The organism is Agrobacterium sp. V1 (assembly GCF_030518355.1).
GTDB classification, from domain to species: domain Bacteria; phylum Pseudomonadota; class Alphaproteobacteria; order Rhizobiales; family Rhizobiaceae; genus Agrobacterium; species Agrobacterium cucumeris.
Genome location: NZ_JAULSF010000001.1, coordinates 239,456 through 265,308, shown reverse-complemented (window position 1 = coordinate 265,308; position 25,853 = coordinate 239,456). Strand labels below are relative to the sequence as shown.

19 protein-coding genes and 1 tRNA gene are annotated in these 25,853 nt (G+C 59.8%); 10 read left to right on the top strand and 10 right to left on the bottom strand.

All coding sequences use genetic code 11. The features are described 5' to 3' along the window. Positions 1 to 26 precede the first annotated feature (26 nt). On the top strand, positions 27 to 1,424 hold the full coding sequence (locus tag QSV77_RS01260; RefSeq protein ID WP_142841204.1) for an MDR family MFS transporter: 1,398 nt from the start codon (positions 27 to 29) through the stop codon (positions 1,422 to 1,424). On the opposite strand, the gene QSV77_RS01255 is transcribed toward QSV77_RS01260, so the two are convergent. The 3 genes from QSV77_RS01255 to QSV77_RS01245 all read right to left on the bottom strand — a co-directional run bounded on the left by QSV77_RS01255 (position 1,425) and on the right by QSV77_RS01245 (position 4,097). Continuing rightward, positions 1,425 to 2,165, bottom strand: coding sequence for an RlmE family RNA methyltransferase (locus tag QSV77_RS01255; protein ID WP_142841202.1), 741 nt, complete (start codon positions 2,163 to 2,165; stop codon positions 1,425 to 1,427). It lies immediately after the preceding gene. Further along, a complete protein-coding gene (locus tag QSV77_RS01250; RefSeq protein WP_302732289.1) occupies positions 2,162 to 3,793 on the bottom strand; it encodes a Ppx/GppA phosphatase family protein in 1,632 nt (543 codons plus the stop codon). Before QSV77_RS01250 ends, QSV77_RS01255 begins: the two co-directional genes overlap by 4 nt. A gap of 227 nt (positions 3,794 to 4,020) precedes the next feature. Next, positions 4,021 to 4,097 (bottom strand) — tRNA-His (locus QSV77_RS01245). 314 nt (positions 4,098 to 4,411) lie between these two features. Between QSV77_RS01245 and QSV77_RS01240 the strand changes: the two genes are divergently transcribed. Next, positions 4,412 to 8,170 (top strand): ATP-binding protein, encoded by a 3,759-nt coding sequence (locus QSV77_RS01240; RefSeq protein WP_302732288.1) that lies wholly within the window; start codon positions 4,412 to 4,414, stop codon positions 8,168 to 8,170. 75 nt (positions 8,171 to 8,245) lie between these two features. Then, complete coding sequence (locus tag QSV77_RS01235; protein WP_302732287.1) at positions 8,246 to 9,910, top strand: iron ABC transporter permease; 1,665 nt, start codon at positions 8,246 to 8,248, stop codon at positions 9,908 to 9,910. 312 nt (positions 9,911 to 10,222) lie between these two features. On the opposite strand, the gene QSV77_RS01230 is transcribed toward QSV77_RS01235, so the two are convergent. The 5 genes from QSV77_RS01230 to QSV77_RS01210 all read right to left on the bottom strand — a co-directional run bounded on the left by QSV77_RS01230 (position 10,223) and on the right by QSV77_RS01210 (position 15,919). Next, positions 10,223 to 11,035, bottom strand: coding sequence for an ABC transporter permease (locus tag QSV77_RS01230; protein ID WP_046800630.1), 813 nt, complete (start codon positions 11,033 to 11,035; stop codon positions 10,223 to 10,225). Between the two features lie 4 nt (positions 11,036 to 11,039). Further along, a complete protein-coding gene (locus QSV77_RS01225) occupies positions 11,040 to 11,948 on the bottom strand; it encodes an ABC transporter permease subunit (RefSeq protein ID WP_142841196.1) in 909 nt (302 codons plus the stop codon). Positions 11,949 to 11,959: 11 nt separating this feature from the next. Then, positions 11,960 to 13,117 carry an ABC transporter ATP-binding protein gene (locus tag QSV77_RS01220; protein ID WP_302732286.1) on the bottom strand — a complete coding sequence of 386 codons (1,158 nt, stop codon included), beginning with the start codon at positions 13,115 to 13,117 and terminating at the stop codon, positions 11,960 to 11,962. A gap of 136 nt (positions 13,118 to 13,253) precedes the next feature. Beyond that, a complete protein-coding gene (locus tag QSV77_RS01215; protein WP_142841192.1) occupies positions 13,254 to 14,351 on the bottom strand; it encodes a polyamine ABC transporter substrate-binding protein in 1,098 nt (365 codons plus the stop codon). A 152-nt stretch (positions 14,352 to 14,503) separates the two neighbouring features. Continuing rightward, entirely contained in the window at positions 14,504 to 15,919 is a 1,416-nt protein-coding gene (locus tag QSV77_RS01210) for a helix-turn-helix domain-containing protein (protein ID WP_302732285.1), read from the bottom strand. Between the two features lie 256 nt (positions 15,920 to 16,175). Between QSV77_RS01210 and aceA the strand changes: the two genes are divergently transcribed. Next, a complete protein-coding gene (gene aceA / locus QSV77_RS01205; protein ID WP_035227648.1) occupies positions 16,176 to 17,465 on the top strand; it encodes an isocitrate lyase in 1,290 nt (429 codons plus the stop codon). Between the two features lie 84 nt (positions 17,466 to 17,549). Next, entirely contained in the window at positions 17,550 to 17,804 is a 255-nt protein-coding gene (locus QSV77_RS01200) for a hypothetical protein (protein WP_046800624.1), read from the top strand. Between the two features lie 15 nt (positions 17,805 to 17,819). Here the strand turns inward: QSV77_RS01200 and QSV77_RS01195 are convergent, their stop codons facing one another. Further along, the gene (locus tag QSV77_RS01195) at positions 17,820 to 18,692 is read right to left on the bottom strand and encodes a LysR family transcriptional regulator (protein WP_302732284.1); all 873 of its coding nucleotides are present in this window, start codon (positions 18,690 to 18,692) and stop codon (positions 17,820 to 17,822) included. Between the two features lie 85 nt (positions 18,693 to 18,777). Here QSV77_RS01195 and QSV77_RS01190 point away from each other — a divergent pair, with 85 nt between their 5' ends. Then, positions 18,778 to 19,125, top strand: coding sequence for a hypothetical protein (locus QSV77_RS01190; RefSeq protein WP_302732283.1), 348 nt, complete (start codon positions 18,778 to 18,780; stop codon positions 19,123 to 19,125). A gap of 314 nt (positions 19,126 to 19,439) precedes the next feature. Here QSV77_RS01190 and QSV77_RS01185 read toward each other — a convergent pair whose 3' ends face one another. After that, positions 19,440 to 20,624 (bottom strand): NAD(P)/FAD-dependent oxidoreductase, encoded by a 1,185-nt coding sequence (locus tag QSV77_RS01185; RefSeq protein WP_302732282.1) that lies wholly within the window; start codon positions 20,622 to 20,624, stop codon positions 19,440 to 19,442. A gap of 123 nt (positions 20,625 to 20,747) precedes the next feature. Here QSV77_RS01185 and QSV77_RS01180 point away from each other — a divergent pair, with 123 nt between their 5' ends. From QSV77_RS01180 to pgl, 4 genes are all read left to right on the top strand, one after another. Then, positions 20,748 to 22,184 (top strand): glutamine synthetase family protein, encoded by a 1,437-nt coding sequence (locus QSV77_RS01180; RefSeq protein WP_046800620.1) that lies wholly within the window; start codon positions 20,748 to 20,750, stop codon positions 22,182 to 22,184. A 14-nt stretch (positions 22,185 to 22,198) separates the two neighbouring features. Continuing rightward, positions 22,199 to 23,485, top strand: coding sequence for an FAD-binding oxidoreductase (locus tag QSV77_RS01175; RefSeq protein WP_302732281.1), 1,287 nt, complete (start codon positions 22,199 to 22,201; stop codon positions 23,483 to 23,485). A gap of 136 nt (positions 23,486 to 23,621) precedes the next feature. Then, complete coding sequence (zwf, locus tag QSV77_RS01170) at positions 23,622 to 25,097, top strand: glucose-6-phosphate dehydrogenase (protein WP_142841179.1); 1,476 nt, start codon at positions 23,622 to 23,624, stop codon at positions 25,095 to 25,097. An 11-nt stretch (positions 25,098 to 25,108) separates the two neighbouring features. Beyond that, positions 25,109 to 25,807 carry a 6-phosphogluconolactonase gene (gene pgl / locus QSV77_RS01165; protein WP_269698625.1) on the top strand — a complete coding sequence of 233 codons (699 nt, stop codon included), beginning with the start codon at positions 25,109 to 25,111 and terminating at the stop codon, positions 25,805 to 25,807. Positions 25,808 to 25,853: the final 46 nt, after the last annotated feature.

Genomic DNA, 25,853 nt, shown 5'->3' with positions numbered 1-25,853 from the left:
CGCAGCGGAAAGCCGCAGGCAGCCCCATGAACCGCATCATCCCCCTCATCCTGGCAGTCGCTCTCTTTATGGAGCAGATGGACTCCACCGTCATCGCCACCTCGCTTCCGGCGATTGCGAAAGATCTCAATGTCGGACCGATCACGCTCAAGCTGGCGCTGACGGCCTATATGGTGGCGCTGGCGATCTTCATTCCCATCAGCGGCTGGATGGCCGACAAATACGGCGCGAAGAAAATCTTCCGTTTCGCCATCGGCGTTTTTGTCGTCGGGTCAATCTGTTGCGCGGTTTCGTCTTCGGTGTTCGAATTCGTCGTCTCGCGGTTCCTGCAGGGCATGGGCGGGGCGATGATGACGCCTGTCGGGCGCCTCGTGCTGCTGCGCACGACCAAGCGTAGTGAACTCGTTTCCGCCATGGCATTGCTGACGATACCGGGGCTTGTCGGGCCGCTCACCGGCCCACCGATTGGCGGCTTCATCACCACCTATTTTTCATGGCACTGGATTTTCCTGATCAACGTCCCGATCGGCATTATCGGCATCTGGCTCTCGACCATCTTCCTGCCGGAAATCGAGACCACCAACCCGCCGCCGATGGACGGCAAGGGGTTCGTGCTGTCAGGCATCGCCGCTTCGGGCGTGGTGTTCGGCGTGTCGGTGGTCAGCCTTCCGGCCCTGCCGCCGAGCATCGGTATCGCCTCGACGATAATCGGTTTCATCTGCGGATTTCTTTACATGCGCCACGCCGCGCGCCATCCCGCCCCAATTCTGGATTTCCGCATTTTTCAGAATGCGACGTTCCGGGCGGCTTCCGTCGGCGGCACAATCTTCCGTATTTCAACGGGCGCCATTCCCTTCCTGATGCCGCTGATGTTGCAGATCGGCTTCGGACTCAATCCGTTCCAGTCGGGCATGATCACCTTTGCCGGCGCGATTGGCGCGATCACCACGAAATTCATGGCCAAGCGGGTGTTTGCGGCAACCGGGTTCAAGTCAACGCTGATCGGGGCCGGCATTGTCGGCGCCTGCACGACGCTTGCCAACAGCTTCTTCACGCCTGATACGCCCTACCCGCTGATCATGATCTTTCTGGTCACCGCAGGATTTGCCCGGTCGTTCTTCTTCACCGGATCGAACGCGCTCAGCTATTCCGATATCGAGGACAGTCAGGCCAGCCAGGCAACCTCGATGGCCTCGGTGCTGCAACAGATCAGCCTGGCGCTGGGCGTGGCTTTCGCCGCCTCCATTCTGGAAGTCAGCAGCATGATGTCCGGCACGCATCTGCAACTTGCCGATTTCCACATCGCCTTCACCATCGTGGCGCTGGTATCGCTGTTCGCCGTCGTGCCGATCATCCGCATGGACGCACAGGCAGGCGCGGCCGTCTCCGGCCACCGCGGCAAGGTTTCGCAACCGGCGGAGTGATCAGTCTTCGGCAGCCTCTTGCGCGTCCGCATCGACAGCGGGCTCGTTCTTGCGGCCCTTGAAGTGCTTGGCAAGCAGGAACATCTCGACCGATTCCGAGCGTGACGACGCCGGCTTGATGTGCAGGACCTGCTTGAAGTTCTTCTTCAGCATATCCAGCAGCGCCTTTTCGGTGCCGCCCTGGAAGGTCTTGGCCAGGAAATGGCCGCCTTCCGCCAACACCTGAACAGCAAAATCGGCTGCGACTTCGCACAGATGCATGGTGCGGATGTGGTCGGTCTTCTGGTGGCCCGTGGTTGGCGCCGCCATATCCGACAGGACAAGATCGGGCGTGCCGCCGACGGCTTCCATCAGCTGGTCCGGTGCGGTCGGGTCGAGGAAGTCGAGCTGCAGTATCTTGACGCCGGGGATCGGATCGATTTCGAGGAAATCGATGGCGGCGACGCGAATATCGTCCTCAGTCGAATCCGTCACCTTGGAGGCGATCTGCGACCAGCTTCCGGGTGCGGCGCCAAGGTCGATGATGCGGGTCGCACCTTTCAGAATCTGATGCTTGTCGTTGATTTCCAAAAGCTTGAAGGCGGCGCGGGCGCGATAACCTTCCAGCTTCGCACGCTGCACATAGGGGTCATTGATATGACGCTCCAGCCAGCGGCGCGACGAGGCCTTGAGCTTGGTCTTCTTGACCTTCTGGCCGATCTTCCGGCCGGTACGATTGGTGCTTGTCGGCGCCTTGCTCATGTCAAACCTTCCGTTCTGTCCTGCCGTACCATCTGCATGCGCCTTATGCGGTTACGCCGCCATGCGCCGTCATCCGCCATCATATCCGTCAAAAGCCCTTCGCGCAGGCCACGATCTGCCACCCGCATGCGGCGTGACGGCCAGCGGCGGCGAATGGCCTCAAGAATGGCGCAACCCGCCAGAACCAGATCGGCCCTGTCAGGACCGATGCAGGCATTGGCGGCGCGGCCGGCGAAATCCCATGCGAGCAACTTATCCTGCATTGCGGTCACCTCGGCGTCGGACAGCCAGAGGCCATCCACCTTGCGGCGATCATAGCGCGGCAGATCGAGATGGACACCCGCAAGCGTCGTCACCGTGCCGGATGTTCCGATCAGGTGGAAATCCTCGTGATGCAAATGCGGCGCCAGTGGCGGGCAATGGAACGCGTCCAGCAGCCCTTCAACTTCCCGCACCATGGCGGCAAAGACATCGGGCGTCACATCCCGGCCACCGTGGCGTTCCGAGAGCGTGACTACGCCGACCGGCAGCGAGGTCCAGTGGGTGATGTGGTTGGCAAGCCGGTTCGAGCGGTTTTCACCGACCTTGATGACGGCGATTTCCGAAGATCCGCCGCCGATATCGAACAGCACAACGGAGCGTGCTTCCCGCCCGACAAGCGATGCGCAGCCAGAAACCGCAAGCCGGGCTTCCGTCTCGCGGCTGATGATTTCAAGTTTCAGCCCCGTTTCCCGCGTAACACGCGCCAAAAACTCCTCGCCATTGGCGGCGGCACGGCAGGCTTCGGTGGCGATCAGCCGCATGCGCCTTATCGGGCGGCCGGAGAGTTTCGCCGAGCAGACCTTCAGAGCCTCGACGGCGCGATCCATCGCGTCGTCTGAAAGCCGGCCGCTGGACACCAGCCCCTCGCCCAGCCGGACGATACGCGAAAAGGCATCAACGACCCGGAACTGGCCGGGACGTGTGGGCTGCGCGATAAGCAGGCGGCAATTATTGGTGCCGAGATCGAGCGCCGCATACATATCCGCCGGCGTGTCCTGGCCGTGCTCGTGCTGGCGACCCGCCTGACGTGCGGAATCCAGTTGCTGGCGGTGCGGCTCCTGTGAAGCCCCGTTAACGCGACCGTTCTGCTTGCCGACATGTCGCGGTGCCTGGGAAGGAACCAGCGGGCGGCCCTGCGGATCACGACCACGCGGATCGCGATGAGCCCGCTTGCGGTTGCGCGATTTGCGAACACCGCCGGGCGGTGCTGAGGATGGATTTGTGGCGTCCGTTACAATTGGAGCCTGCGCCTGCTCACCAGATGCAGGCACACTCTGCTGGGAGGACGTGCCTTTGCCGCGAGAACGCCGCCGGCGCTTTCTCTTGCGCGGTTCGGCATCCGGCTCGAGAGCCGACACGTAGGGAGAACCGGCCGGAACATCCGCGGCAACATCATGCGACAGCACAGCGGCGTCACGGGGCTTCCCGTCACGCTTGTGTTTCTTGCCACGACGGGATCGCTTCGCTTTCCCTTTGTTCGCCACCGATGCCCCTTGGTCCGACGGCTTTGGGCCGTTTCCGGGGTCGATCACTGTCTTGTCCATTTCGCCGCGCACAAGCGAAGACGCTATGCTGCTGGCTTTCATAAGGTTTCGTTGGGCAGACAATACCAGCGCAAGAGATTTTAGCCAAATGGTTTTTCCCGAACCGAAAACGGCAAGGGTTCACATGCGACAAAAAAGGCGGGCGCGACGGCCACAATCGCTGTGATTATTTTCGGCTACTTTTAAAACCGGGATATCAGACTGGGAGAAAAATTACTCCCATCTCCCGGTAAGTCCTTGTAGCATTTGAACTTATCGGGAGAAGGGAATGGTACGGTTGAGTGGGGTCGAACCACCGACCTCAGGTGCCACAAACCTGCGCTCTAACCAACTGAGCTACAACCGCACATGAAACGCCGAAGCGGCGTCACGGGGGGTGACATAAAAGGTGTTTCCCCCATTTGCAAGTGCCTCAGTGAATTTTGCGAAAAAAGGCATCGAAAGGCAAGCGCTTTCATTGCACCGAGACTGATAACGGGCGAAGGCGAGGCCTGTTCATGTTAACTCTGTTTGGCGATTCATCCGCCGGATGGTGGACCCCGCCGGCCTGTGAAGTTATTTAAAATTCTGTTAACGTGGTGCCATAGCGGGTTTACCTTTCAGCTTCATGAGGAGGCTGAAAAGCCCGTAAGGTCCGGTAGTGCCAGAATAGGTTTCGACATGCCCGCCGTCCAGTATCCCTTTATCGATATAGCAGTGCATGAACGGGTGCGTGAAGGTTTCGGGCGCGGCGAGGCGATGGCTTTGTTTTCGCTCGACCTTCAGAGCGCCCTTTGGGCCAACGGCCGGGGTGCGGCTTTGTTCGGCACGCCGATGGTTTACGATTTTCTGGAACAGGGCCCGAAGCGGCAGGATGTGACCTTCCGGCAGCTGGCGGCAACGGCGGCGCGGCTTTCCCGGGCGGGCGACAGCCTGCCGTTTACCATTCGCATCAATGCCGGTTTCCGCAGCATTGCGGTGACCGCCAGGGCGGAAATCATTGAAGCAGAACCGGGCCAGCCCGCAATACTGTTTTCCGCCCTTACCGATCAGACTGCACCTGACACGGCGGAATGCGCCCGGCGCATGATCGAAGGTTTTGACGACCCCGATATTCATATGGCGGTTCTGAATGGCGAAAACGAGATTATCGCTGCTTCGCCGCGCTTCTCGTCACTGGGTATTACGCCGCATACGGCAAGGACGCTGGTGCGCATGGCCGCGGGCCAGTCCGGCCATCTCGTCAAACGTCCCGTGCCAACAGGCAAGGGTTATCTGCCGGCGGCTACCGGCCAGATCACGGCGTCGCCCGAACTCAACCTGATGTTCGTGGTCGAGACCGCGCTCGGTACGCTCGATCCTGTCAATGGCTTTGCTGAAGACAAGCCGCAGGAAACCCCGGCTGCCGTTCAGCCCGATTTGCCAGTTGCGGAGGCCGCACCTGTTGTCGCAGCAGCAGCCTCCTTTGATTCCGTGCTGGATGCCGTTGCCGGTATCGAGGATGTGGAGGAGGTGCCGGAACTGCCTGCCGATGGCGAAGACGAGATTGTGGCGGAACAGGAACTGGACGCCCTTCCCTTGCCGGTAGAAGAGCAGGCCGAGGCCCCGCTGGAAATCCCTGTCGAAGACGCCGATGCCGCCGCGCATGAGGCCATGACCGACGATATTGCCGATCTCTTCGAACTCGATGCGGATGAGGCAGAGGCGCAGGTAATCGACCGTGCCGCCGGTCACGACCATGCTGAAGAGACATTGGCAGACGCTGAAAGCGTACCAGCGGAAGAGATCACCGAAACCATGACTGCGCAGGACGCTGCGCCGGCGGCAGAGGAGATTCCGGCGGAAACGGACGCCGTAGAAGCAGCACCGGCTTTTGTGTTTAATGCCGGCGCGCGCGCCTCCCGTTTCGTCTGGAAAATCGATGCGGAAGGACGCTTCAGCTCGATTTCGCATGAATTCGCAGAAGCTGTCGGCGCCAAGGCGGCGGCTGTCGAAGGCATGGGCTTTGCCGATGTGGCCGCACTTTTTAACCTTGATCCGGATGGCAAGATTCGCGAACTACTCGGTCGTCGCGACACATGGTCGGGCAAGACGATCTATTGGCCGGTGGAAGGCACCTCCCTGATGGTGCCGATCGACCTCGCCGCCCTGCCCACCTATACGCGCTCGCGCGAATTCGACGGTTTCCGTGGTTTCGGCATCGTGCGGCTTGCCGACGCCGCGCAAGATCCACATGCCACCGGCCTGACCTTCCTGGAAGGGGAAGAGGTTTTTCCGACCGAGACTTCGCCACAACCGGATGCCGAGGATGAAAGCCACGAATTGCTGGCGTTTATCGATGAGGATGACGTTGCCGAAGACGAAGCCGTTTCCGCCGGTGACGATGAGACCCCGGTCGAATCTGACGACACCACTGGCGAGGTGACGAACGAAGATCAGCGTCACGATGACAGCCCGGCGGAATTCGAAGCGCCGGCGCCGGCACCCGCTTCGGACACGGAGCCTTCCTATTCCGACAAGGTCGTTCATCTGGAAGAGCGCCGCTCACGCTCCCGCGAGGGTCTGACCGCAGGCGAACAGGCCGCCTTCCGGGAAATCGGCCGGACACTTGCGCCCATCGACTCGCTTGCGGACGAGAGCCGCAAAGCGGACGAAGAGGTGCATTCCGCCGAGCCGGTTCCACAGGATAGCCGCGAAGATATCACGCCGGAAATCCCGGTGGACGAAACGCAGAACCTTCAAGAGGCTGCCAAGGCAACCGAAATGGCGGAAGAGGACGACCTTTTCGCTGACTATGTTCGCGGTGAGCGGCCGGCTGCTGCCCCCACGCCGGCGACTGAAATAGACACCGGCGAAAAGGAAGACACCGCAACTGACCTGCAGCCGACGGCGGATATTGCCGCTGCGATGGTCAGCCCTCCCCCTCGCCCCGCCGGCGTACTGACGGCCGAGACGCTGGATCAGATGCCGGTGGCGCTTCTTGTCCATGCCGGCGACAGGCTGATCCACGCCAACCCGGATTTCCTGCGGCTGACGGGCTACACCTCGCTTGAGGAGCTTCAGGACGTGGGCGGACTGGAAGCGCTGCTGCAGCGGCAGGAGCTGGACGAGATGCCTGACAATGAGGGTGGCATGGTCGTGGTCAGTGCCGAAAACGACATCATTCCGGTCAAGGCGCGGTTACAGTCCATCCGCTGGGAAGAAACCAAGGCACTGATGCTGTCGCTGGTTCCGCTGGAGGAAAAACAGACGCCTGTTGCAGCGGCCAACGAAAATACGGCAGCGACAGCGGGTGCAGAAGCCGGCAGCGTTTCCGTGCTGCAGGGCGAGGTCGAGGAACTGCATTCCATTCTGGAAACCGCTACCGACGGCGTGGTGTTGCTGGGAGACAGCGGTGAAATCCGCTCGCTCAACCGTTCCGCCAGCGCGCTGTTCAACTATGACAATGGCGAAATCGCCGGAAAACCCTTCGTCACCCTGTTTGCGCATGAGAGCCAGCGCGCCGTGCTGGATTATCTCTCCGGCCTCGCCAATAACGGTGTGGCCAGCGTGTTGAATGATGGCCGCGAGGTGATCGGCCGCGAAGCATCCGGCGGGTTCCTGCCGCTGTTCATGACCATCGGGCGGCTTAAATCCTCGCATGGCTATTGCGCCGTCATTCGCGACATCACCCAGTGGAAGCGCACGGAAGAGGAACTCCGCAACGCCAAGCGCGCGGCGGAAACCGCCAATGCCCACAAAACCGATTTTCTGGCCCGCGTCAGCCATGAAATACGCACACCGCTCAACGCCATTATCGGTTTTGCCGACATGATGGCGACCGAACGGTTCGGGCCGATCGGCCATCCGCGTTATGCGGAATATTCCAATGATATCGGCCGTTCCGGCCGGCATGTGCTCGATATCGTCAATGATCTGCTCGACATTTCCAAGATCGAAGCCGGGCAGATGGATGTGGATTTCATCGCCGTGCCGCTGAACGAGACGGTGGCCGAAGCGGTCTCGCTGGTGCAGCCGCAGGCCAACAATCAGCGTGTCATCATCCGCACCGCACTGTCGCAATCCGTGCCGCAGATCGTTGCCGACCTGCGCTCGATCAAGCAGATCGTGCTGAACATCCTGTCCAACGCCATCCGCTTCACGCCCTCCGGCGGCCAGATCGTGGTGTCTACGGCCTATGAGGCGAATGGCAGCGTCTCGCTGCGCATCCGCGACACCGGCATCGGCATGACGCGGGCGGAGCTGGAACAGGCCATGAAGCCATTCCGGCAGGTGGCATCATCCAGCAAGCGCGTGCGTGGCGACGGCACCGGGCTTGGCCTGCCACTGACGAAGGCGATGGTGGATGCTAACCGCGCAAATTTCTCCATCACCTCGACGCCGAATGAAGGCACGCTGGTGGAAATCACCTTTCCGTCGCAACGGGTTCTTGCCAACTGAGGTCATGCGGGCGTAGCAATGCGAAAGCCACCGGCGTAATGATCGCCGATCAAGGCTTTCGCAAGACAGGCCCGCATGCCCATGACGGTTTCCCTTCCAGCCACAAGACGTGTTTCGATACTGCCTGTCGCGGCGGTCATCGTCGCGGCCATTGCCGCCATGCCCATTCTGGCGATCTTCTGGCTGGCGCTCACCGGCAGCACGGAAGGATGGCAGCATCTTCTCGCCAATGTTCTGCCGCGTGCGGGGTTTCGCACGTTCATGTTGCTGGGGATGACGGCCGCGACGACGGCGTTTTTCGGCATTGCCTGCGCCTGGCTCGTCACGACATTCGAATTTCCGCTGCGGCGTCTGTTGTCTGCAGCACTCGTGCTGCCGCTCGCCATTCCCTCCTATCTTGCCGCCTATGCCTTCGGCGAGTTCCTCGATTTCACCGGCCCGGTGCAGAGCGCAATTCGCGCCGCCTTCGACTATCACAGCATCCGCGATTACTGGTTTCCTGACATACGCTCGCTTGGCGGCGCGGTGATCGTCCTGAGTTCGGTGCTTTACCCCTATGTCTATCTTTCGGCCCGCGCCGCCTTTTCCATGCAAGGCCGGTTTGCGGCGGAAGCGGCCCGCACGCTTGGCGCAAAGCCGCTCAGCGTGTTCTTTTCCGTGCAGTTGCCGATGGCGCGACCGGCGATTGCCATCGGGCTTTCGCTCGTCTTGATGGAGACGCTGAACGATATCGGTGCAGTCGAATATCTCGGTGTCCAGACGCTGACCTTCACCATTTACGAGACCTGGCTCAATCGCGGCAATCTTGCCAATGCGACGCAGATCGCCGCAGTCATCCTCATCATCGTTGGCGCGCTGATCTTCATCGAACGCAATGCGCGTGAGAAACAGCGTTTCGGTGCACCGAAAGCGACGAGCATGGCGCAGCGCCACCGGCTGAAGATGTTGACCGGCTGGCGGCGCTGGTGTGCGAGCCTGTTCTGTTTCCTGCCGGTGGCAAGCGGGTTTTTCATTCCCGTCATCGTGCTCGGCGGTTACGCGGCCAAGCGGCTGGATGCGCTGTTTGCGCCGAAACTTCTGAAAGCGCTGGGCCACAGTCTCGAGGTCTCCCTCTCCGCCGCTTTCGTCACCCTGATCGCGGCTTTCATCTTTTCCTACGCCATTCGAACCGAGCGCTCGCGCACCTCGAAAGTCGTCGCCCGCCTCGGTTCCATGGGATATGGCGTGCCGGGAACGGTGCTTGCCATCGGCGTGCTTATTCCGCTCGCCGGCCTCGACAATGGCGTCGACGGGTTCATTCGGTCGCATTTCGGGTTTTCAAGCGGGTTGCTGCTTTCCGGCACCGCCTTCGCCATCATCTATGCCCATAGCGTGCGCTTCATGACCATGGCGGAAGGCACGCTCGATGCCGGTTTCCAGAAGCTCTCGCCGCATATCGACATGGCCTCGCGAACGCTTGGGCGCAATCGTTTACAAACGCTGTTCAAGGTGCTGCTGCCGAACATGCGGCCGGCGGCTCTGACTGCTTTTCTGCTCGTGCTGATCGAATCCATGAAGGAACTGCCGGCGACCATCCTGCTCAGGCCTTTCGGTTTCAACACGCTTGCCACACTAGTCTATGAGGATGCATCCCGCTCCAGGGTGCAGGATGCCGCCGTGCCGGCGATCATCATCATCATCGCCGGGCTTATTCCCGTGCTTCTCGTCTCGAAATCCATGAATCATCCGGAAAACAGCTGAGCCGCGCCTGGTATCTCGGCAAAAAGAAAGGCGGCCTTTCGGCCGCCTGTATTAGTTGTGCTTTTTTTAACGAGAGAAAGGGGGACAACCTCGCCATATGGAAATTATCAATCCCGGCCGTCAGAAATTTGACAGCCCTGCGTTAGGTTTACTTTCCGCCAACTCCTATTAACAAGCGGTTAAAACCAAAATCGAGCAATTACCGACGATAATTCCTATTTTGAGACCGTAAAGTCCCAAAACTAAATTATAGGTTTCTAATTTTATTGCGATTTCAACAGTAACGTGAGGAAATCGAAGCAGAGCCGATAATCAGTTGCGGGCGGCAGCGTGCTCGTCCCGCATCCGCTGCAGTTCGGTGCGTTTGGACGTGATGGAGGTGACGATGACGCCGATCGTCACAAGGCCGATGAGGATCGTGCAGATGGCATTGATTTCCGGCGTCACACCGAGACGCACCTGCGAGTAAATCTTGATCGGCAGCGTGGTTGCGCCGGGGCCTGTGGCGAAGCTGGCGATCACCAGATCGTCGAGCGACAGCGTGAACGCCAGCATCCAGCCGGCGATGACGGCGGGGAAGATCAACGGCAGGGTGATGCGGAAGAAAGTCTTCACCGGCGGGCAGCCAAGATCAAGTGCGGCTTCCTCAAGACTGCGGTCGAAGGTGAGCAGGCGTGACTGCACGACGATTGCCACATAACACATGGTGAAGGTGGTGTGGGCGATGACCACCGTCCAGAAACCACGATCCACCCCGACAGCCACGAACAAAAGCAGCAGCGACAGGCCGGTAATGACTTCAGGCATGACGAGCGGCGCGTAGATCATGCCGGAAAACAGCACGCGCCCCGGGAAGCGGGCAAAACGGGTAAGCGACAGGGCCGCCAGTGTTCCGAGGATGGTGCCGATGGTGGCGCTTAAGATACCGACACGCAGCGTCACCCAGGCGGCATCCATCAGCCCCTGGTTCGACCACATGGACCTGTACCATTGCAGCGAGAAGCCGCCCCAGACCGTCACCAGTTTGGAGGCGTTGAAGGAATAAACGATCAGGATGATGATCGGGATATAAAGAAAGGCAAAACCGAGGGTGAGGACGGTGATGTCGAATTTTCCGCGCTTCATGGCCTCACCCCACCTTCTTCTGCTGGTTCTGGAAGATGGCAATCGGCACCACCAGCAACAGCAGGAGCAACACGGCCACCGCCGATGCCAAGGGCCAGTCGCGGTTGCCGAAGAATTCCGTCCACAACGTCTTGCCGATCATCAATGTCTGCGCGCCGCCGAGCAGATCGGGAATGACGAATTCGCCTGTTATCGGGATGAAGCAGATCATCGACCCGGCAACCACGCCCGGCAGCGACAGCGGGAAAGTGATCTTCCAGAAGGCCTTCCATGGCGGGCAGCCAAGATCGGCCGCCGCTTCAAGAAGCGTGTTGTCCAGTTTTTCCAGCGCCGAATAAAGCGGCAGCACCATGAAGGGCAGATAGGAATAAACGATGCCGATGAAGATCGCCGTCTCGGTGCGGAAGATGTTGACCTGCTGGTCAGGCCCCAGAAGACCGATCGACTGGAACAGTACCGTCAGCAGGCCCTCCGGCTTCAGAATGCCGATCCAGGCGTAAACGCGGATCAGGAACGAGGTCCAGAACGGCAGGATTACCAGCATCACCAGTGTCGGCCGCACGGCTGAAGGCGCGCGCGCCATGGCCAGCGCCATGGGATAACCGATCAACAGCAGAAGGCAGGTGGAGATGAAGGCGATGCGCAGCGACGACAGATAGGCGTCGATGTAGAGCGGGTCTTCCGTCAGGAACAGGTAATTTTCGAAATCAAGCTGCGAGAAGAACGCGCCGAGCTTCGAAAAGCCTTCGAAGACCGGCGTGTAGGGCGGCATGGATATGGCCGTATCCGACAGCGAAATCTTGAAGATGATGAAAAACGGCGCTGCGAAGAACAGCAGCAGCCAGAAATAGGGAACCGCAACGACCAGCCAGCGCCAGGGGCTTTGCCGGTTCTCGGGAGTGGTGATCGCCATGAAAGCCTCCCTCAGCGCGTCAGGACAAGACCTGAATCCGATTTCCAGTTCAACCACACCATGTCGCCGAAGGTGATCGGGCGATCAACGAGACGGGACACATTCGCCTGCGCCGCACGGAGGACACGGCCATCGGCGAGCTTGACGATGAAGACCGAAAAGTCACCGAGATAACCAATATCCCAGACCTCGCCATAGGCGGAATTGACGGAGCTGTCGGCCGGCTCATCCAGCGAGATGCGAACCTTTTCCGGGCGGATGGCATAAGCCACCTGACTGCCGGTTGCCGCCGCGCATTCCTGCTCCACCGCCACTTTCAGCCCGTCGCAATCGAGCGTCACCAGACCCGGTTTGCCGATATCGGAGGCATTGGCAACGACATTGGCGTCGAAAATATTGATGTCGCCGATGAAGTCAGCCACGTAACGGCTGTTCGGCGCCTCGTAAATCTCGGCAGGCGTCGCCACCTGCACGACGATGCCCTTGTCCATGACGGCGATGCGGTCCGACACCGTCATCGCCTCTTCCTGATCGTGGGTAACGATCAGGAAGGTGAGGCCGAGATTGGTCTGGATGTCCATCAGCTCGAATTGGGTTTCCTCGCGCAGCTTCTTGTCGAGCGCGCCGAGCGGTTCATCGAGCAACAGCACCTTCGGGCGCTTGGCGAGCGAACGGGCGAGCGCCACGCGCTGCCGCTGGCCACCGGAAAGCTGGCTCGGCTTGCGTTTGGCGAATTCCGTGAGTTTGACGAGCCGCAGCATTTCCTCGACGCGGGAAGAGATTTCCGCTTTCGGCAAGCCGTCCTGTTCGAGACCGAAGGCGATGTTCTTTTCCACCGACATATGCGGGAAAAGCGCATAGGACTGGAACATCATATTGGTGGGACGCTTATAGGGCGGGACGCCGGAAATATCCTTGCCCTGCAACAGGATGCGGCCCTCGGTCGGCTCTTCGAAACCGGCCAGCATGCGCATCAGTGTGGTCTTGCCGCAGCCAGAGGGACCAAGCAGTGAGAAGAACTCGCGCTCGTAAATGTCGAGCGTCAGGTTATTGACGGCGACAAAATCGCCGAAACGCTTGGTGACATTTTCAAAACGGATGAAGGGAACCGCATCGGGGTTGTCCCACGGGCTGAATTTGCGTTTGACCGGCCCCAGAGTTTTCGCCATTCACCCTACCCTCAAATCCCGTTGGTCTTTCGATCGATGCTTCGGGGCGGGCAGCGCCGGCAGGTAAGGTGACCTGCCGGCAAAGCTATCAGAGAAACAGGCCCGCCGGCCGTTCCTCAACCAGCGGACGGAAATGTCAGCTGCCGGTCTTTATCTGCGTCCAGACGCGGTTCAGCACACGCTGTTCCTTCGGTCCGTAAGGCGAGATGGTGAAGAGCTTCTTCATCGTCTCGGCATCGGGATAGACCGCAGGATTTTTCGAAACCGACTCATCCATCAGCGCCTGCGAGGCGAGATTGCCATTGGCGTATTGAACGTAGTTCGACGCCTTGGCGATGACTTCCGGCCGCATCAGATAGTTGATGAAGGCATGCGCTTCCTCGACATTCTTGGCATCCGCCGGGATGGCAAGGTTGTCGAACCACATATAGGTGCCTTCCTTCGGGATGACGTAATTCACCTCAACGCCGTTCTTGGCTTCTTCCGCGCGGCTTTTCGCCTGCAGGATATCGCCCGACCAGCCGATGGTGATGCAGCTGTCGCCATTCGCGAGTTCATCGATATAGGCGGAGGAATTAAACGTCTTCACATAGGGGCGGATCTTCGAGTAGACCTCGCCGCCCGCTTCCAGATCGGCCGTTTCCTTGCTGTCCGGGTTCTTGCCGAGATAATTCATGGCAATGGCGAAGGTTTCATCCGACGCATCGAGAATATTGATGCCGCAGGATTTCAGCTTTTCGGCATTTTCCGGCTTGAAGAGAACATCCCAGCTATCAACAGGCACATCGCCGAGAGCAGCCTTCACCTTGGCGACGTTATAACCGATGCCGGTGGTGCCCCACATGTAGTTCACGGCATATTCGTTGCCGGGGTCGTATTTCGCCAGGCGCTCGGAGACCTCAGGCCACATGTTCTTCAGATTCGGCAACTTGGACTTGTCGAGCTTCTGGAACACGCCGGCATTGATCTGACGGGCGAGGAAGGGGCCGGTTGGCACCACGACGTCATAACCGGAGCTGCCGGCCAGAAGCTTGGTTTCCACAAGCTCGTTGCTGTCGAACACGTCATAGACAACCTTGATACCGGTTTCCTTGGTGAAATCGGCAAGCACTGATTCGTCGATATAATCCGACCAGTTATAGACGTGGACGACCTTCTCCTGGGCCATTGCCGAGCCTGCTGCAACGAGCGCGGTGGTGAGAGCCAAGGTCAGGCGGAGAGAACGGTTTTTCATGATGTCTCCTGTTAACGCATCCTCACGGTGGGAGCGTGATCCCCTTTTTTTGGAGAGACTAGAAAGGAAAACAAAAGGGAGCAAGCGGGAAATGTGCAGCACAGCATTTTCAACCGAATGTTTTCCAGTCACAAAAAAGCGAATGGAAACACCTACTGGAAGTCGAAAACACTGAGACCGGTGACCATTTCATCCAGCCCCAGGGGCCGCGTCAGCGGCGCTTCGGCCCGCGACAGACAACCCTGCCTTTCGCACAGCCGGCAGGAGGGACCGACGGCGACAGGCGCAGCACCCGAGGCGGCGGGACCATAGACCGTCTCTCCCGCCTGAGCGAGATCGCAGCCGACCAGCACGGCCGTGCGCCTTACCCTTTCGCCAAAACCCGCCTGCGGGCCTTCGAGTGTGCGCGAAACAGTGAGAAAGGCGTCACCATCAGGCATTTCCACCGCTTCCACCAGCACCTGCCCCGGCTGGGCGAAGGCTGCATGGATATTGAGCCGTGGACAGAGCCCACCGAAACGCGCCCTTGGAAAACCGCCGGCGCCTGCGAGGCGGAACCTGTTGCCGGCATTGTCTATCTCCATCAGGAAAAACGGAATTGCCGCAGCCGTCGGTCGTTGCAGGCTGACGAGGCGGTTGGCAGCCTGTTCAAACGACACATTGAAGCGCGATCGCAAAACCTCAAGGTCATATTTTGCGCGCTGGGCGGCGGCAAGGAATGCACCATAGGGCATCATCAGCGCATGGGCGGCATAACGCGCCAGTTCAAAACGGGCGATGCGCCGCGCTTCCTCGCCCTTCAGGCCAAGCGCCTCCAATTCCGCACCGATCTCTTCGCGAAGCGCCAGAAGACAGGTCTCCATAGCCATTTCCCTCAGCTGATCCGGCTGCGACAGGCGCTCGGATAAAAACAGCCGCATGGAATGGCGATCATAACGCCGCCGCAGATTGGGCATGGCATGGACCGGCAGGGTTCTGACGACGATGCCGTGGTTTTTCTGGAGCCACGCGCGCAGACCGGAGGCGAGATCATCGCCTGATGACAATTGTTTATGGAGTTCTTCCGCCGACGCATCGATGGTGTGGAAATAGGCCGGCCGGTTTTCAAAGACGTGCCGTACTTCATCGATCGGCAGGCGGGTGGAGGAAAGCGCCGTCTCATGCCCCTCGCGCGCTAGGAGATCGGAGAGGTCGGAAAGGCGTTGCGCCTGCTCCCGATAGGCCCGGTAGAGCTTGAGGACACCGCTTGCCGCATTGGGCGCGGCATCGGCGACTTCGATCAGTTCCTGCGGCGACGGCACCTCGCCCGCAAGCAGCGGATCGGCAAAGACCTCGCGCAGCTGTCCAGCGGAACCGGCGCTTTCGCCTTGCAGGTCATCCAGATCGACCTTGTAGACCGAGGCGAGCTTCAGCAGCAGTTGCACCGTTAGCGGCCGCTGGTTGCGCTCGATGAGATTGAGATAGGAGGGCGAGATCGCCAGCGCCTCGGCCATGGCCGTCTGCGTCAGCGCGAGACCGTTGCGAATGCGGCGCACGCGCGGGCCCGCAAAAATCTTGTTTTCCGACACAGCGTCGCCCCTCCATCCACGTCAACTCATACAAGCCTGTTACAAAATCGTCGACTTAAGGTCTTTTACAAAATTTACAATTTTACAGCTCTTCCCTGTCATGCATCCTACAGGATAACCTCTTTCAAGTCACTGTTTTTATGTTTGTTCTGGCGCTCAAATCTCGAAAAATGTAAATGTAGTCACATCGAACGGCGCTTCATGAAATCGAAAGAGAGCCGTTTCCGAAACTGCATTTGTCATGGGAGAGAGAAGTATGACGGATTTTTACAAGCTTGTTCCGGGTGCACCGCAGGGGCGTTTTGACGGCATTGAGCGCACCTACACCGCCGCCGACGTGGAGCGGCTGCGCGGCTCCGTCGAAATCCGCCATTCGCTGGCCGAAATGGGCGCGAACCGGCTGTGGAAGCTGATCAACGAGGAGAATTTCGTCAACGCGCTCGGCGCGCTCTCCGGCAACCAGGCCATGCAGATGGTTCGTGCCGGGCTGAAGGCGATCTACCTCTCCGGCTGGCAGGTTGCGGCGGATGCCAACACGGCGTCGGCCATGTATCCGGACCAGTCGCTTTATCCCGCCAATGCCGCACCGGAGCTTGCAAAGCGCATCAACCGCACTTTGCAGCGCGCCGACCAGATCGAGACGGCGGAAGGCAAGGGCCTTTCGGTCGATACCTGGTTTGCGCCGATCGTTGCCGATGCGGAGGCCGGTTTCGGTGGCCCGCTCAACGCCTTCGAGATCATGAAGGCCTTTATTGAAGCGGGTGCGGCGGGTGTTCATTATGAAGACCAGCTGGCATCGGAAAAGAAATGCGGCCATCTCGGTGGCAAGGTTCTGATCCCGACGGCGGCGCATATTCGCAACCTGACGGCGGCGCGGCTTGCGGCTGACGTCATGGGCGTACCGACGCTGGTCATCGCCCGCACGGATGCGGAAGCCGCCAAACTTCTGACCTCCGATATCGACGAGCGCGATCAGCCCTTCGTGGATTACGATGCCGGCCGCACTGTTGAGGGCTTCTATCAGGTCAAGAACGGTCTTGAACCCTGCATCGCCCGTGCGGTGGCCTATGCGCCCTATTGCGACCTGATCTGGTGCGAGACATCCAAGCCGGATCTCGAGCAGGCGCGCAGGTTTGCGGAAGGCGTGCACAAGGTGCATCCCGGCAAGAAGCTCGCTTACAATTGCTCGCCGTCGTTCAACTGGAAAAAGAACCTCGACGACGCGACGATTGCCAAGTTCCAGCGGGAACTGGGAGCGATGGGCTACAAGTTCCAGTTCATCACCCTTGCCGGTTTCCACCAGCTGAATTTCGGCATGTTCGAACTGGCGCGCGGTTACAAGGACCGGCAGATGGCGGCCTATTCCGAGCTTCAGGAAGCGGAATTCGCAGCCGAGGCCAATGGTTACACCGCCACCAAACATCAGCGTGAAGTCGGCACCGGCTATTTCGACGCCGTGTCGCTGGCCATTTCCGGCGGCACGTCTTCGACCACCGCCATGAAGGAATCCACCGAGCACGACCAGTTCCGCCCGGCGGCCGAATAAACAGGCAAAACGGCCCTTTCCGATTTCGGGAAGGGCTTGCAAACCGGATCAAGAACCCCGACCAATAAAGAGAGGAGAAATGCCATGAATGCCCACAACCCCATCAAGACCCACGTCAAGGAACGCGCCGAGGAGCAGTCCTCCGCCATGACGCAGGATCAGCAGGCCGCCATCCGCATGCTGGCCAATGATCTGCACCGCCTTAACCAGGCTGTCATGAAAGCCGTTGAGGCCGGTGTTTCCGTCGAGCTGGTCCGCTCGGCCCGCCACCATGGCGGCGGCGGCAACTGGGGCGATCTGCTGATCCCGGTCATCGTCGCGCAGGGCGCTGCGGCCTGAAACGGCCCCAACCCTTTACGCCGGACGGCTCTTGCGCCCGGCATATAAATCGGAATGCCCCTTGATCAGACGGGTCATCCGGTCCGCCACCGTCCGTATATCGCGGCGGTGGCGATCGTCATTGTTCATGACGATCCACTGATTATGGCGGAGAGGTTCGATCTCGCCGCCCTCGCGTGTGAGCCGTGCATCCGCATCGCCCACGAAACAGGGGAGAACGGCGACGCCTGCCCCTGATAGCACCAGATCAAGAAGCGCGGTTGGCCGGTTCACCGTTACCACGATATCACCACTACGGTTTTCGTGCGGCCAGCGCAGATAGGCGGAAATGGCATTTTCGTCCGTCACTGCCAATAAGCGGTCGGCAACCGATGCAGTTGCGTTGCGCAATCTGTAGGGCGCATAGGCCACCTCCCCCGTCTTGATGGCGGCAAGGTTCTTTTCCTGCGGCTCGAAAGCGCGGATACCGATGTCGTTTTCGCGATGGGCTAGGGACGCCCTCTGTTCCGCAATGAAGAGATCGATGCGAAAATCATCGCGATCTGTACAGATGGCGGAGAAGTTCCCGGTCAGCAGCCAGGCGTTCCAGGTGCCGACGGCAATACGCACGACGGAAGAGGCCGATGACGCCTTCTGCCATCCCTCAATATCCTTCGCTGCATGCTCCATCGCCTGAAGCCGGTCGAACAATGCGCGACCATCCGCCGTCAGGGCATATCCCGTCTGGCTGCGCTGGAACAGGGCCTTGCCAATGCGCTCCTCCAGCTCGACCATGCGCCGCCCGACGGTTGCCGGGCTCAAACCCGTCAGCGCAGCGGCGCCCGTCAGACCGCCGCTGCGTGACACATCAAGGAAAAGCTGATAGGAATCCCAGGTGACGTTTTTCATTGGTGAAAAACGTAGCGCATTTTCTTGCGCAGATAAATCAAAAAACGGCGCGCATCATGGCCCTCCGCATTACGAGGAGAGTGACATGCACGCGATTTTTGCAGCCCGGGCCATCATCGAAAACCAGCAGCCGCGCACGCGGCGCGAGGCCATTCAGCAGGAAGAGAAATTTTATGTCGATATGGCGCACGCATCGCGCCCATCGCGGCTTGTCAGCGCGCTTATCGGCTTGATGAAGGCGAAGGGCCGCAGATCAGTAAAAGAGGGCAATCAGGGTCGCGATAGCGCCGGCGGCGATGACGGTCAGTCGAAGAGCCAGCTGCCGGCTCTCGCTTTCGGCGCGGGCGATGGCAATTGCGCGAGGGCGGCGATGTGCGGATCTGTTCATGCGCGGGCTCCTGACGAAAAACTCAACCGACCCATGCCCTGTTAAGAGCCTCCAGCATGACTTCATGTGCAGCGGGATCATCGAGCGATCCGCTTTGCTGGCATTTGGTCAGGATGACTCCGCGCCCGTTAACAGATTATTAAAAGAGCGAGGAAGGGCCACAACTTTACGAACTGAAATTGAGTTGGCGAACAGGTCACATCCGCACTCCGTCACCCCGGACGAGTTCCGGGGTCCAGCGCGATCAAGTCCTTGATCGCGAAAGACTCTTCACGTCGCAGACGCGCCGTGGCTGGATGCCGGATCAAGTCCGGCATGGCGAAGGAGAGAGGTCCGAATTTTTCCACGGCCAGAGACGATCACGCGAATTCGCCTGCCGCCTGCCCGGATGCCCAGGCCCACTGGAAATTATAACCGCCGAGCCAGCCGGTCACATCAACACATTCGCCGATGAAATAGAGGCCGGCGACCGATTTCGCTGCCATGCTGCGGGAATCGAGGCCGGTCGTGTCCACACCGCCGAGCGTGACTTCCGCCGTGCGATAACCTTCCGAACCGGCAGGCTTGATCTGCCAGTCCTGCACCTGTGCGGCCAGCTTTGTAAGAGCCTTTTCGGACATATCGGCGAGATTGCCGGTCAGGCCGGATTGTTCGACCACGTGCTGGGCGAGCCGCTTCGGCAGGATTTCTGCAAGAGCAGTTTGCGCGGACTGACGGCCGTTCTTCTGTTTAGCCTCTTTCAGCAACGCAACAATATCGCGCCCCGGCTCCAGTTTCAGACGGATGACATCACCCTCCCGCCAATAGGAGGAAATCTGCAGGATCGAGGGACCACTCAAACCGCGATGGGTGAACAGCAGTGCTTCGTTGAAAACCGTCTTGCCGTGCGAAATTTCAGCTGGAACGGCGACACCGGCAAGCGGGCTCAGCCTTTCAAGCGCTGCGGGATCGAGCGTCAGCGGCACCAGGCCGGGACGCGTTTCGATGAGTTTGAGGCCGAATTGTTCGGCGATCTGATAGGCAAAACCCGTCGCGCCCATTTTCGGGATAGACTTGCCGCCTGTCGCCACGACAAGGCTTTCGGCCTCAATGACGCCGCCAGACGTGGTCACACGGAAACGCCCGCCATCATGGGCGACGGTCGAGACGGCAGTTTCGAGCCGCAGCTTCGCATTCACCGCCTGCATTTCGCCAAGCAGCATGCGGATGATGTCCTTGGCGCTATCGTCGCAAAACAGCTGGCCGAGCGTCTTTTCATGCCAGGCGATGCGGTGTTTTTCCACCAGCGCAATGAAATCGCGCGGCGTATAACGGGCGAGCGCGGATTTGGCGAAATGCGGGTTGGCGGAGAGATAATTCTTCGGCCCGGCATGGATATTGGTGAAATTGCAGCGACCGCCGCCGGAGATGCGGATTTTCTCCCCCGGCGCCCTGGCATGGTCAATAATGATGACGGAACGGCCGCGCTGGCCGGCGCGGATGGCGCACATCATGCCAGCGGCGCCCGCCCCCAAAATCAGCACGTCACATTTCTCTGTCATCATTCCATCCGATCCGTTTCCTTTCCTCTTTTCGAAGTGCCGCCCATTGTCAATGGCGCTTTCCCCCTCGCCAATTGCCAAACTACGGTTATGATGGCGCCAGTCGAAACACAGACCCGGTGATACATGCCCCCGAAGAAAACCATGCTCCGCCCGAAGAAACAGGCAACCATGGCAAAGACACCTCCCCTCGACCTTTCCTCAACCCGTGGCGTTTCCTCCTGGCGCGAAGCCGCGCAATGGCTGCGGGCGCGCGGTATCGAGGATATCGAATGCATCACGCCCGATCTTGCCGGCGTTGCACGCGGCAAGATGATGCCGACGGCGAAATTCACGGGTGACACATCGCTCGCCCTGCCATCCGCGCTCTATCGCCATACGATATCAGGCGAATACCCTGACGAGACGGCGAATTTCCGTTACGAGCCGCGCGACAGCGACCTGAAGCTGGTGCCTGATCTTTCCACCCTGTCCGTCGTGCCGTGGGAAAGCGACCCGACCGCGCAGGTGATCTGCGATGTGGTGGATGCCGAGGGCAATTTCGTTCCCTACACGCCGCGCAACGTTTTGAAGAACGTGCTTTCGCTCTATACCGAAAAAGGCTGGAAGCCGGTCGTTGCGCCGGAAATCGAATTTTATCTCGTCGCCATGAACGACGACCCGGACTATCCGCTGCATCCGCCGAAGGGGCGCTCCGGCCGGTCGATTGTCGGCGGGCAGAGCTATTCGATTGCCGGCATCAACGAGTTCGACGAACTGATCGACGACATCTATCACTTCTCGGAAAAACAGGGTCTCGAGATCGACACGCTGATCCATGAGGAAGGCCCGGCGCAGCTGGAAATCAACCTGCGCCATGGCGACCCGATCCAGCTCGCCGACCAGGTGTTTCTGTTCAAGCGCACCATCCGCGAGGCGGCACTGAAACACGGCATCTACGCCACCTTCATGGCCAAGCCGATGCAGGGCCAGCCCGGTTCGGCCATGCATATCCACCAGTCGGTCGTGGAGATCGACAGCGGCCGCAATATTTTCTCGAACAAGGATGGCGGCCCCTCCAAGGAGTTCTTCTCCTTCGTGGGCGGCATGCAGCGTTATGTGCCGAATGCACTGGTTATGCTCGCGCCCTACGTGAATTCCTATCGTCGCCTGACGCCAGACATGGCCTGCCCGGTCAACAATGCCTGGGGTTACGACAACCGCACGACCGCCTTCCGGGTGCCGATTTCCAGCCCGCAGGCGCGCCGTGTCGAAAACCGACTGCCGAGTTCCGACGCCAATCCTTATCTCGCGCTTGCCGCGTCACTCGGCTGCGGCTGGCTTGGCATCGTCAACAATATCGAGCCGACCGAACCGACCGCCGAGACGGCCAATGAAGGCTCCATCGACCTGCCGCGTGGCCTGCTTGAAGCCGTGGCGCTGCTGGAAGGCGAAGAGCAGTTCGACCGGGTGTTCGGCCATGAATTTGTCGGCCTCTATGCCGGCCTGAAACGCGGGGAATTCGAGACCTTCATGCAGGTCATCAGCCCCTGGGAGCGGGAATTCCTGCTTCTCAACGTGTGAGGGGTTGTTAAAGCATGACATGGCAAAGCCCGATTGCGCCCGGAATTTCCTGGTATCAGGCAACCGTCGGTGAGCGGCCGGACTATCCCGCTCTCGACGGATCGAAAGAAGTGGACGTCGCGATTATCGGCGGCGGCTACACCGGTCTTCAGGCCGCCTGTAACCTCGCCGAAAATGGCGTCTCCGTCGCCCTCATCGAAGCGCATCGGTTCGGCGATGGCGCGTCCGGCCGCAATGGCGGCCAGTTCGGCACCGGCCAGCGCTCGTTTCCCGACGAGATGGAACATGAGATCGGCTTTGAGCAATCCAAGCTGCTGTTCGATATTGCCGAGGATGCCAAGAACTACGTGCGCAGCTTCGCCGTCAATCGCGGCATCGACATGGAATATCTGCCGGGGCAGCTTTATGTGGCGCACAAGGCCGCTTACGAGGACGACTATCGCAAAAGCGTCGATGCGATGAACAATCGCTACGGCTATCCGCATATTTCCTACATGGAACGGGGCGAAGCGCGCAAACGTGTCGGCTCCACCCATTATTTCGGCGGCACGCGCGATACCGGCACCGGCCATATCCATCCGTTGAAGCTACTGGTCGGGCTGGCAAGGGCGGCGAAAGCTGCGGGTGCCGCCATCCATGAAATGACGCCGGCGAAATCCATCCGCCAGTCCGGCGGCAAGACGATCATCGAAACGCCCTTCGGCAATCTGACGGCGACAAAGGTGCTGATCGCGACCAATGCCTATATCGGCAATCTGGAGCCGGTAACGGCCGCCCATATCATGCCGATCCGCTCCTTCATTGGCGCGACGGCACCGCTCGATGCGTTTCCCGACATCATCCCAGGCCGGGAAGCCGTGGCGGATTCGCGTTTCGTGGTGCGCTATTTCCGCAAGACGGCCGACAACCGTCTGCTGTTCGGCGGACGTGAGGCCTATACGGCCGATACGCCGCGCGACATTTCCACTCATATTCGCCGGCAAATAGCGGAAATCTATCCCGCGCTGAAGAATATCGACATCACCCATTCCTGGGGCGGCTCCGTCGGCATCACCCTGCCGCGACAGGTGTTCGTGCGCGAAGTCATGCCCGGCGTCACCTCCATCGGCGGTTATTCCGGCCATGGGGTGATGCTGTCGAATTATTGCGGCAAACTCTATGCCGATCTCGTACTCGGCAGACAGGACATGCTGGCACCCTTTGCACGCCTGAAGGTGCCCTCCTTCCCCGGCGGAGCGTCACTGCGCGCGCCGCTGCTTTTCCTGGCGCTTTCCTGGTATGCGTTGCGAGACAGGTTTTAGGATAATGTTTACAGCCGTTTACCGAAACAGGACGGGCGAAAAAAGCCAAAATTCATAATTTCACATAACTGAGTCTGGCATTTTTAAATCGATTAGATTATTGATGCCCCAACCCTTGAAGATCGAGAGAATCGATATGAGCAGTCAGATCATTCCTGTTGAACCTTTTGATTGTGTCGTTTTCGGCGGCACGGGCGATCTTGCCGAGCGCAAGCTTCTGCCGGCCCTTTATCACCGGCAGGTCGAAGGCCAGTTCACGGAGCCGACCCGCATCATCGGTGCGTCGCGTTCGGTCATGAGCCATGAGGAATATCGCAAATTCGCGCAGGACGCGCTGAAGGAGCACCTGAAGGCCGGCGAATATGACGACGCGCAGGTCACGCTGTTCCTCAACCGGCTTTTCTACGTGCCTGTTGATGCCAAGGGCAGCAATGGCTGGGACGTGCTGAAGAAGCTGCTCGATGAGGGCAAGGATCGCATACGCGCCTTTTATCTGGCCGTCGCGCCGGGTATTTTCGGCGACATTGCCGACAAGATCCGCGAGCACAAGCTGATCACCCGCTCGACCCGCATCGTCGTTGAAAAGCCGATCGGCCGCGATCTCGCTTCCGCGCAGGAACTGAACGACACCATCGGCCACGTCTTCAAGGAAGAGCAGATCTTCCGCATCGACCACTATCTCGGCAAGGAGACGGTGCAGAACCTGATGGCGTTGCGTTTCGCCAATGCGCTTTACGAGCCGCTGTGGAACTCCGCCCATATCGACCACGTGCAGATCACCGTTGCCGAAGCCGTCGGCCTTGAAGGCCGCGCCGGTTATTACGACAAGGCTGGCGCGCTGCGCGATATGGTGCAGAACCATATCCTCCAGCTGCTTTGCCTCGTGGCCATGGAGCCGCCCGCATCCATGAATGCGGAAGCCGTGCGTGACGAAAAGCTCAAGGTTCTGCGCTCCCTGAAGCCAATCAACACCAGCAATGTCGAAAAGCAGACGGTTCGCGGCCAGTACCGTGCCGGTGCTTCCGCCGGTGGCCCGGTGAAGGGCTATCTGGAAGAGCTGGAAGGCGGCGTTTCCAACACCGAAACCTTCGTCGCCATCAAGGCCGAAATCGCCAACTGGCGCTGGGCCGGTGTTCCTTTCTACATCCGCACCGGCAAGCGCCTTGCGACCCGCGTTTCGGAAATCGTCGTCACCTTCAAGCAGATCCCGCATTCGATCTTCGACGATGCGGCCGGCAAGATCGAGGCCAACAAGCTGGTCATCCGCCTGCAGCCGGATGAAGGCGTCAAGCAGTCGCTCCTGATCAAGGACCCTGGCCCGGGCGGCATGCGCCTGCGCCAGGTGTCGCTGGACATGAGCTTTGCCGAAGCCTTCAACGTGCGCAGCCCCGATGCCTATGAGCGGCTGTTGATGGACACCATCCGCTCCAACCAGACGCTGTTCATGCGCCGCGACGAAGTCGAGGCCGCGTGGGACTGGATCGACCCCATTCTCAAGAGCTGGGAAGAACTGGCGCAGGGCGTGCAGGGTTATACGGCCGGCACCTGGGGTCCGAGCGGTTCGATTGCGCTTATCGAGCGTGACGGTCGCACCTGGCACGATGGAGATTGAGGATGACGGAGATGAGTGAGACATTGCATGTCTTCGACAGCGCCGCTGACCTCGCCTCTGCACTGGCAACAGAAGTTGCCAGCCGCCTTTCGGCCGCAACGCAGGAGCGCGGCACAGCGAGCATCGCCGTTTCCGGTGGCTCGACGCCGAAACTGTTCTTCCAGGCGCTTTCCAAACACGATCTCGACTGGCCCAATATCAGCGTGACGCTGGTGGACGAACGTTTCGTGCCGCCGGAAAGCGACCGTTCGAACCATCGCCTCGTCGCCGAGAACCTGTTGCAGGACAAGGCGAAGGCGGCCTATTTCGTGCCGCTTTTCCAGTCGGCGGCCTCGCCGGAGGATGCGGCGACGCTCGCAACCGTCAAGACCGAAGCGATCTGCGATCCTTTCGATGTGGTCATTCTGGGTATGGGAACGGATGGCCATACGGCATCGTTCTTCCCCGGTGGAGACAATCTCTACGAAGCGCTGGACCTTGATGAGCCACGCGGCGTCTTGACCATGGCGGCGGAGAATGCGGGAGAGGAGCGGTTGACCTTCAATTTCTCCAGCCTGCATGATGCCGATTTTCTGGTGCTGCACATTGAAGGTGCGGCCAAGAAGGCGACGCTTGAAAAAGCTCAGTCAGGTGAGGATGAGGACGAAATGCCTGTTCGTGCCGTGCTGAACCGGGCAGAAACGCTCGTGGATATATACTGGGCGCCGTAAGCCGAAAGTACCGCCGCACACGCGGCCCGGCGACAAGCGCCCCGAA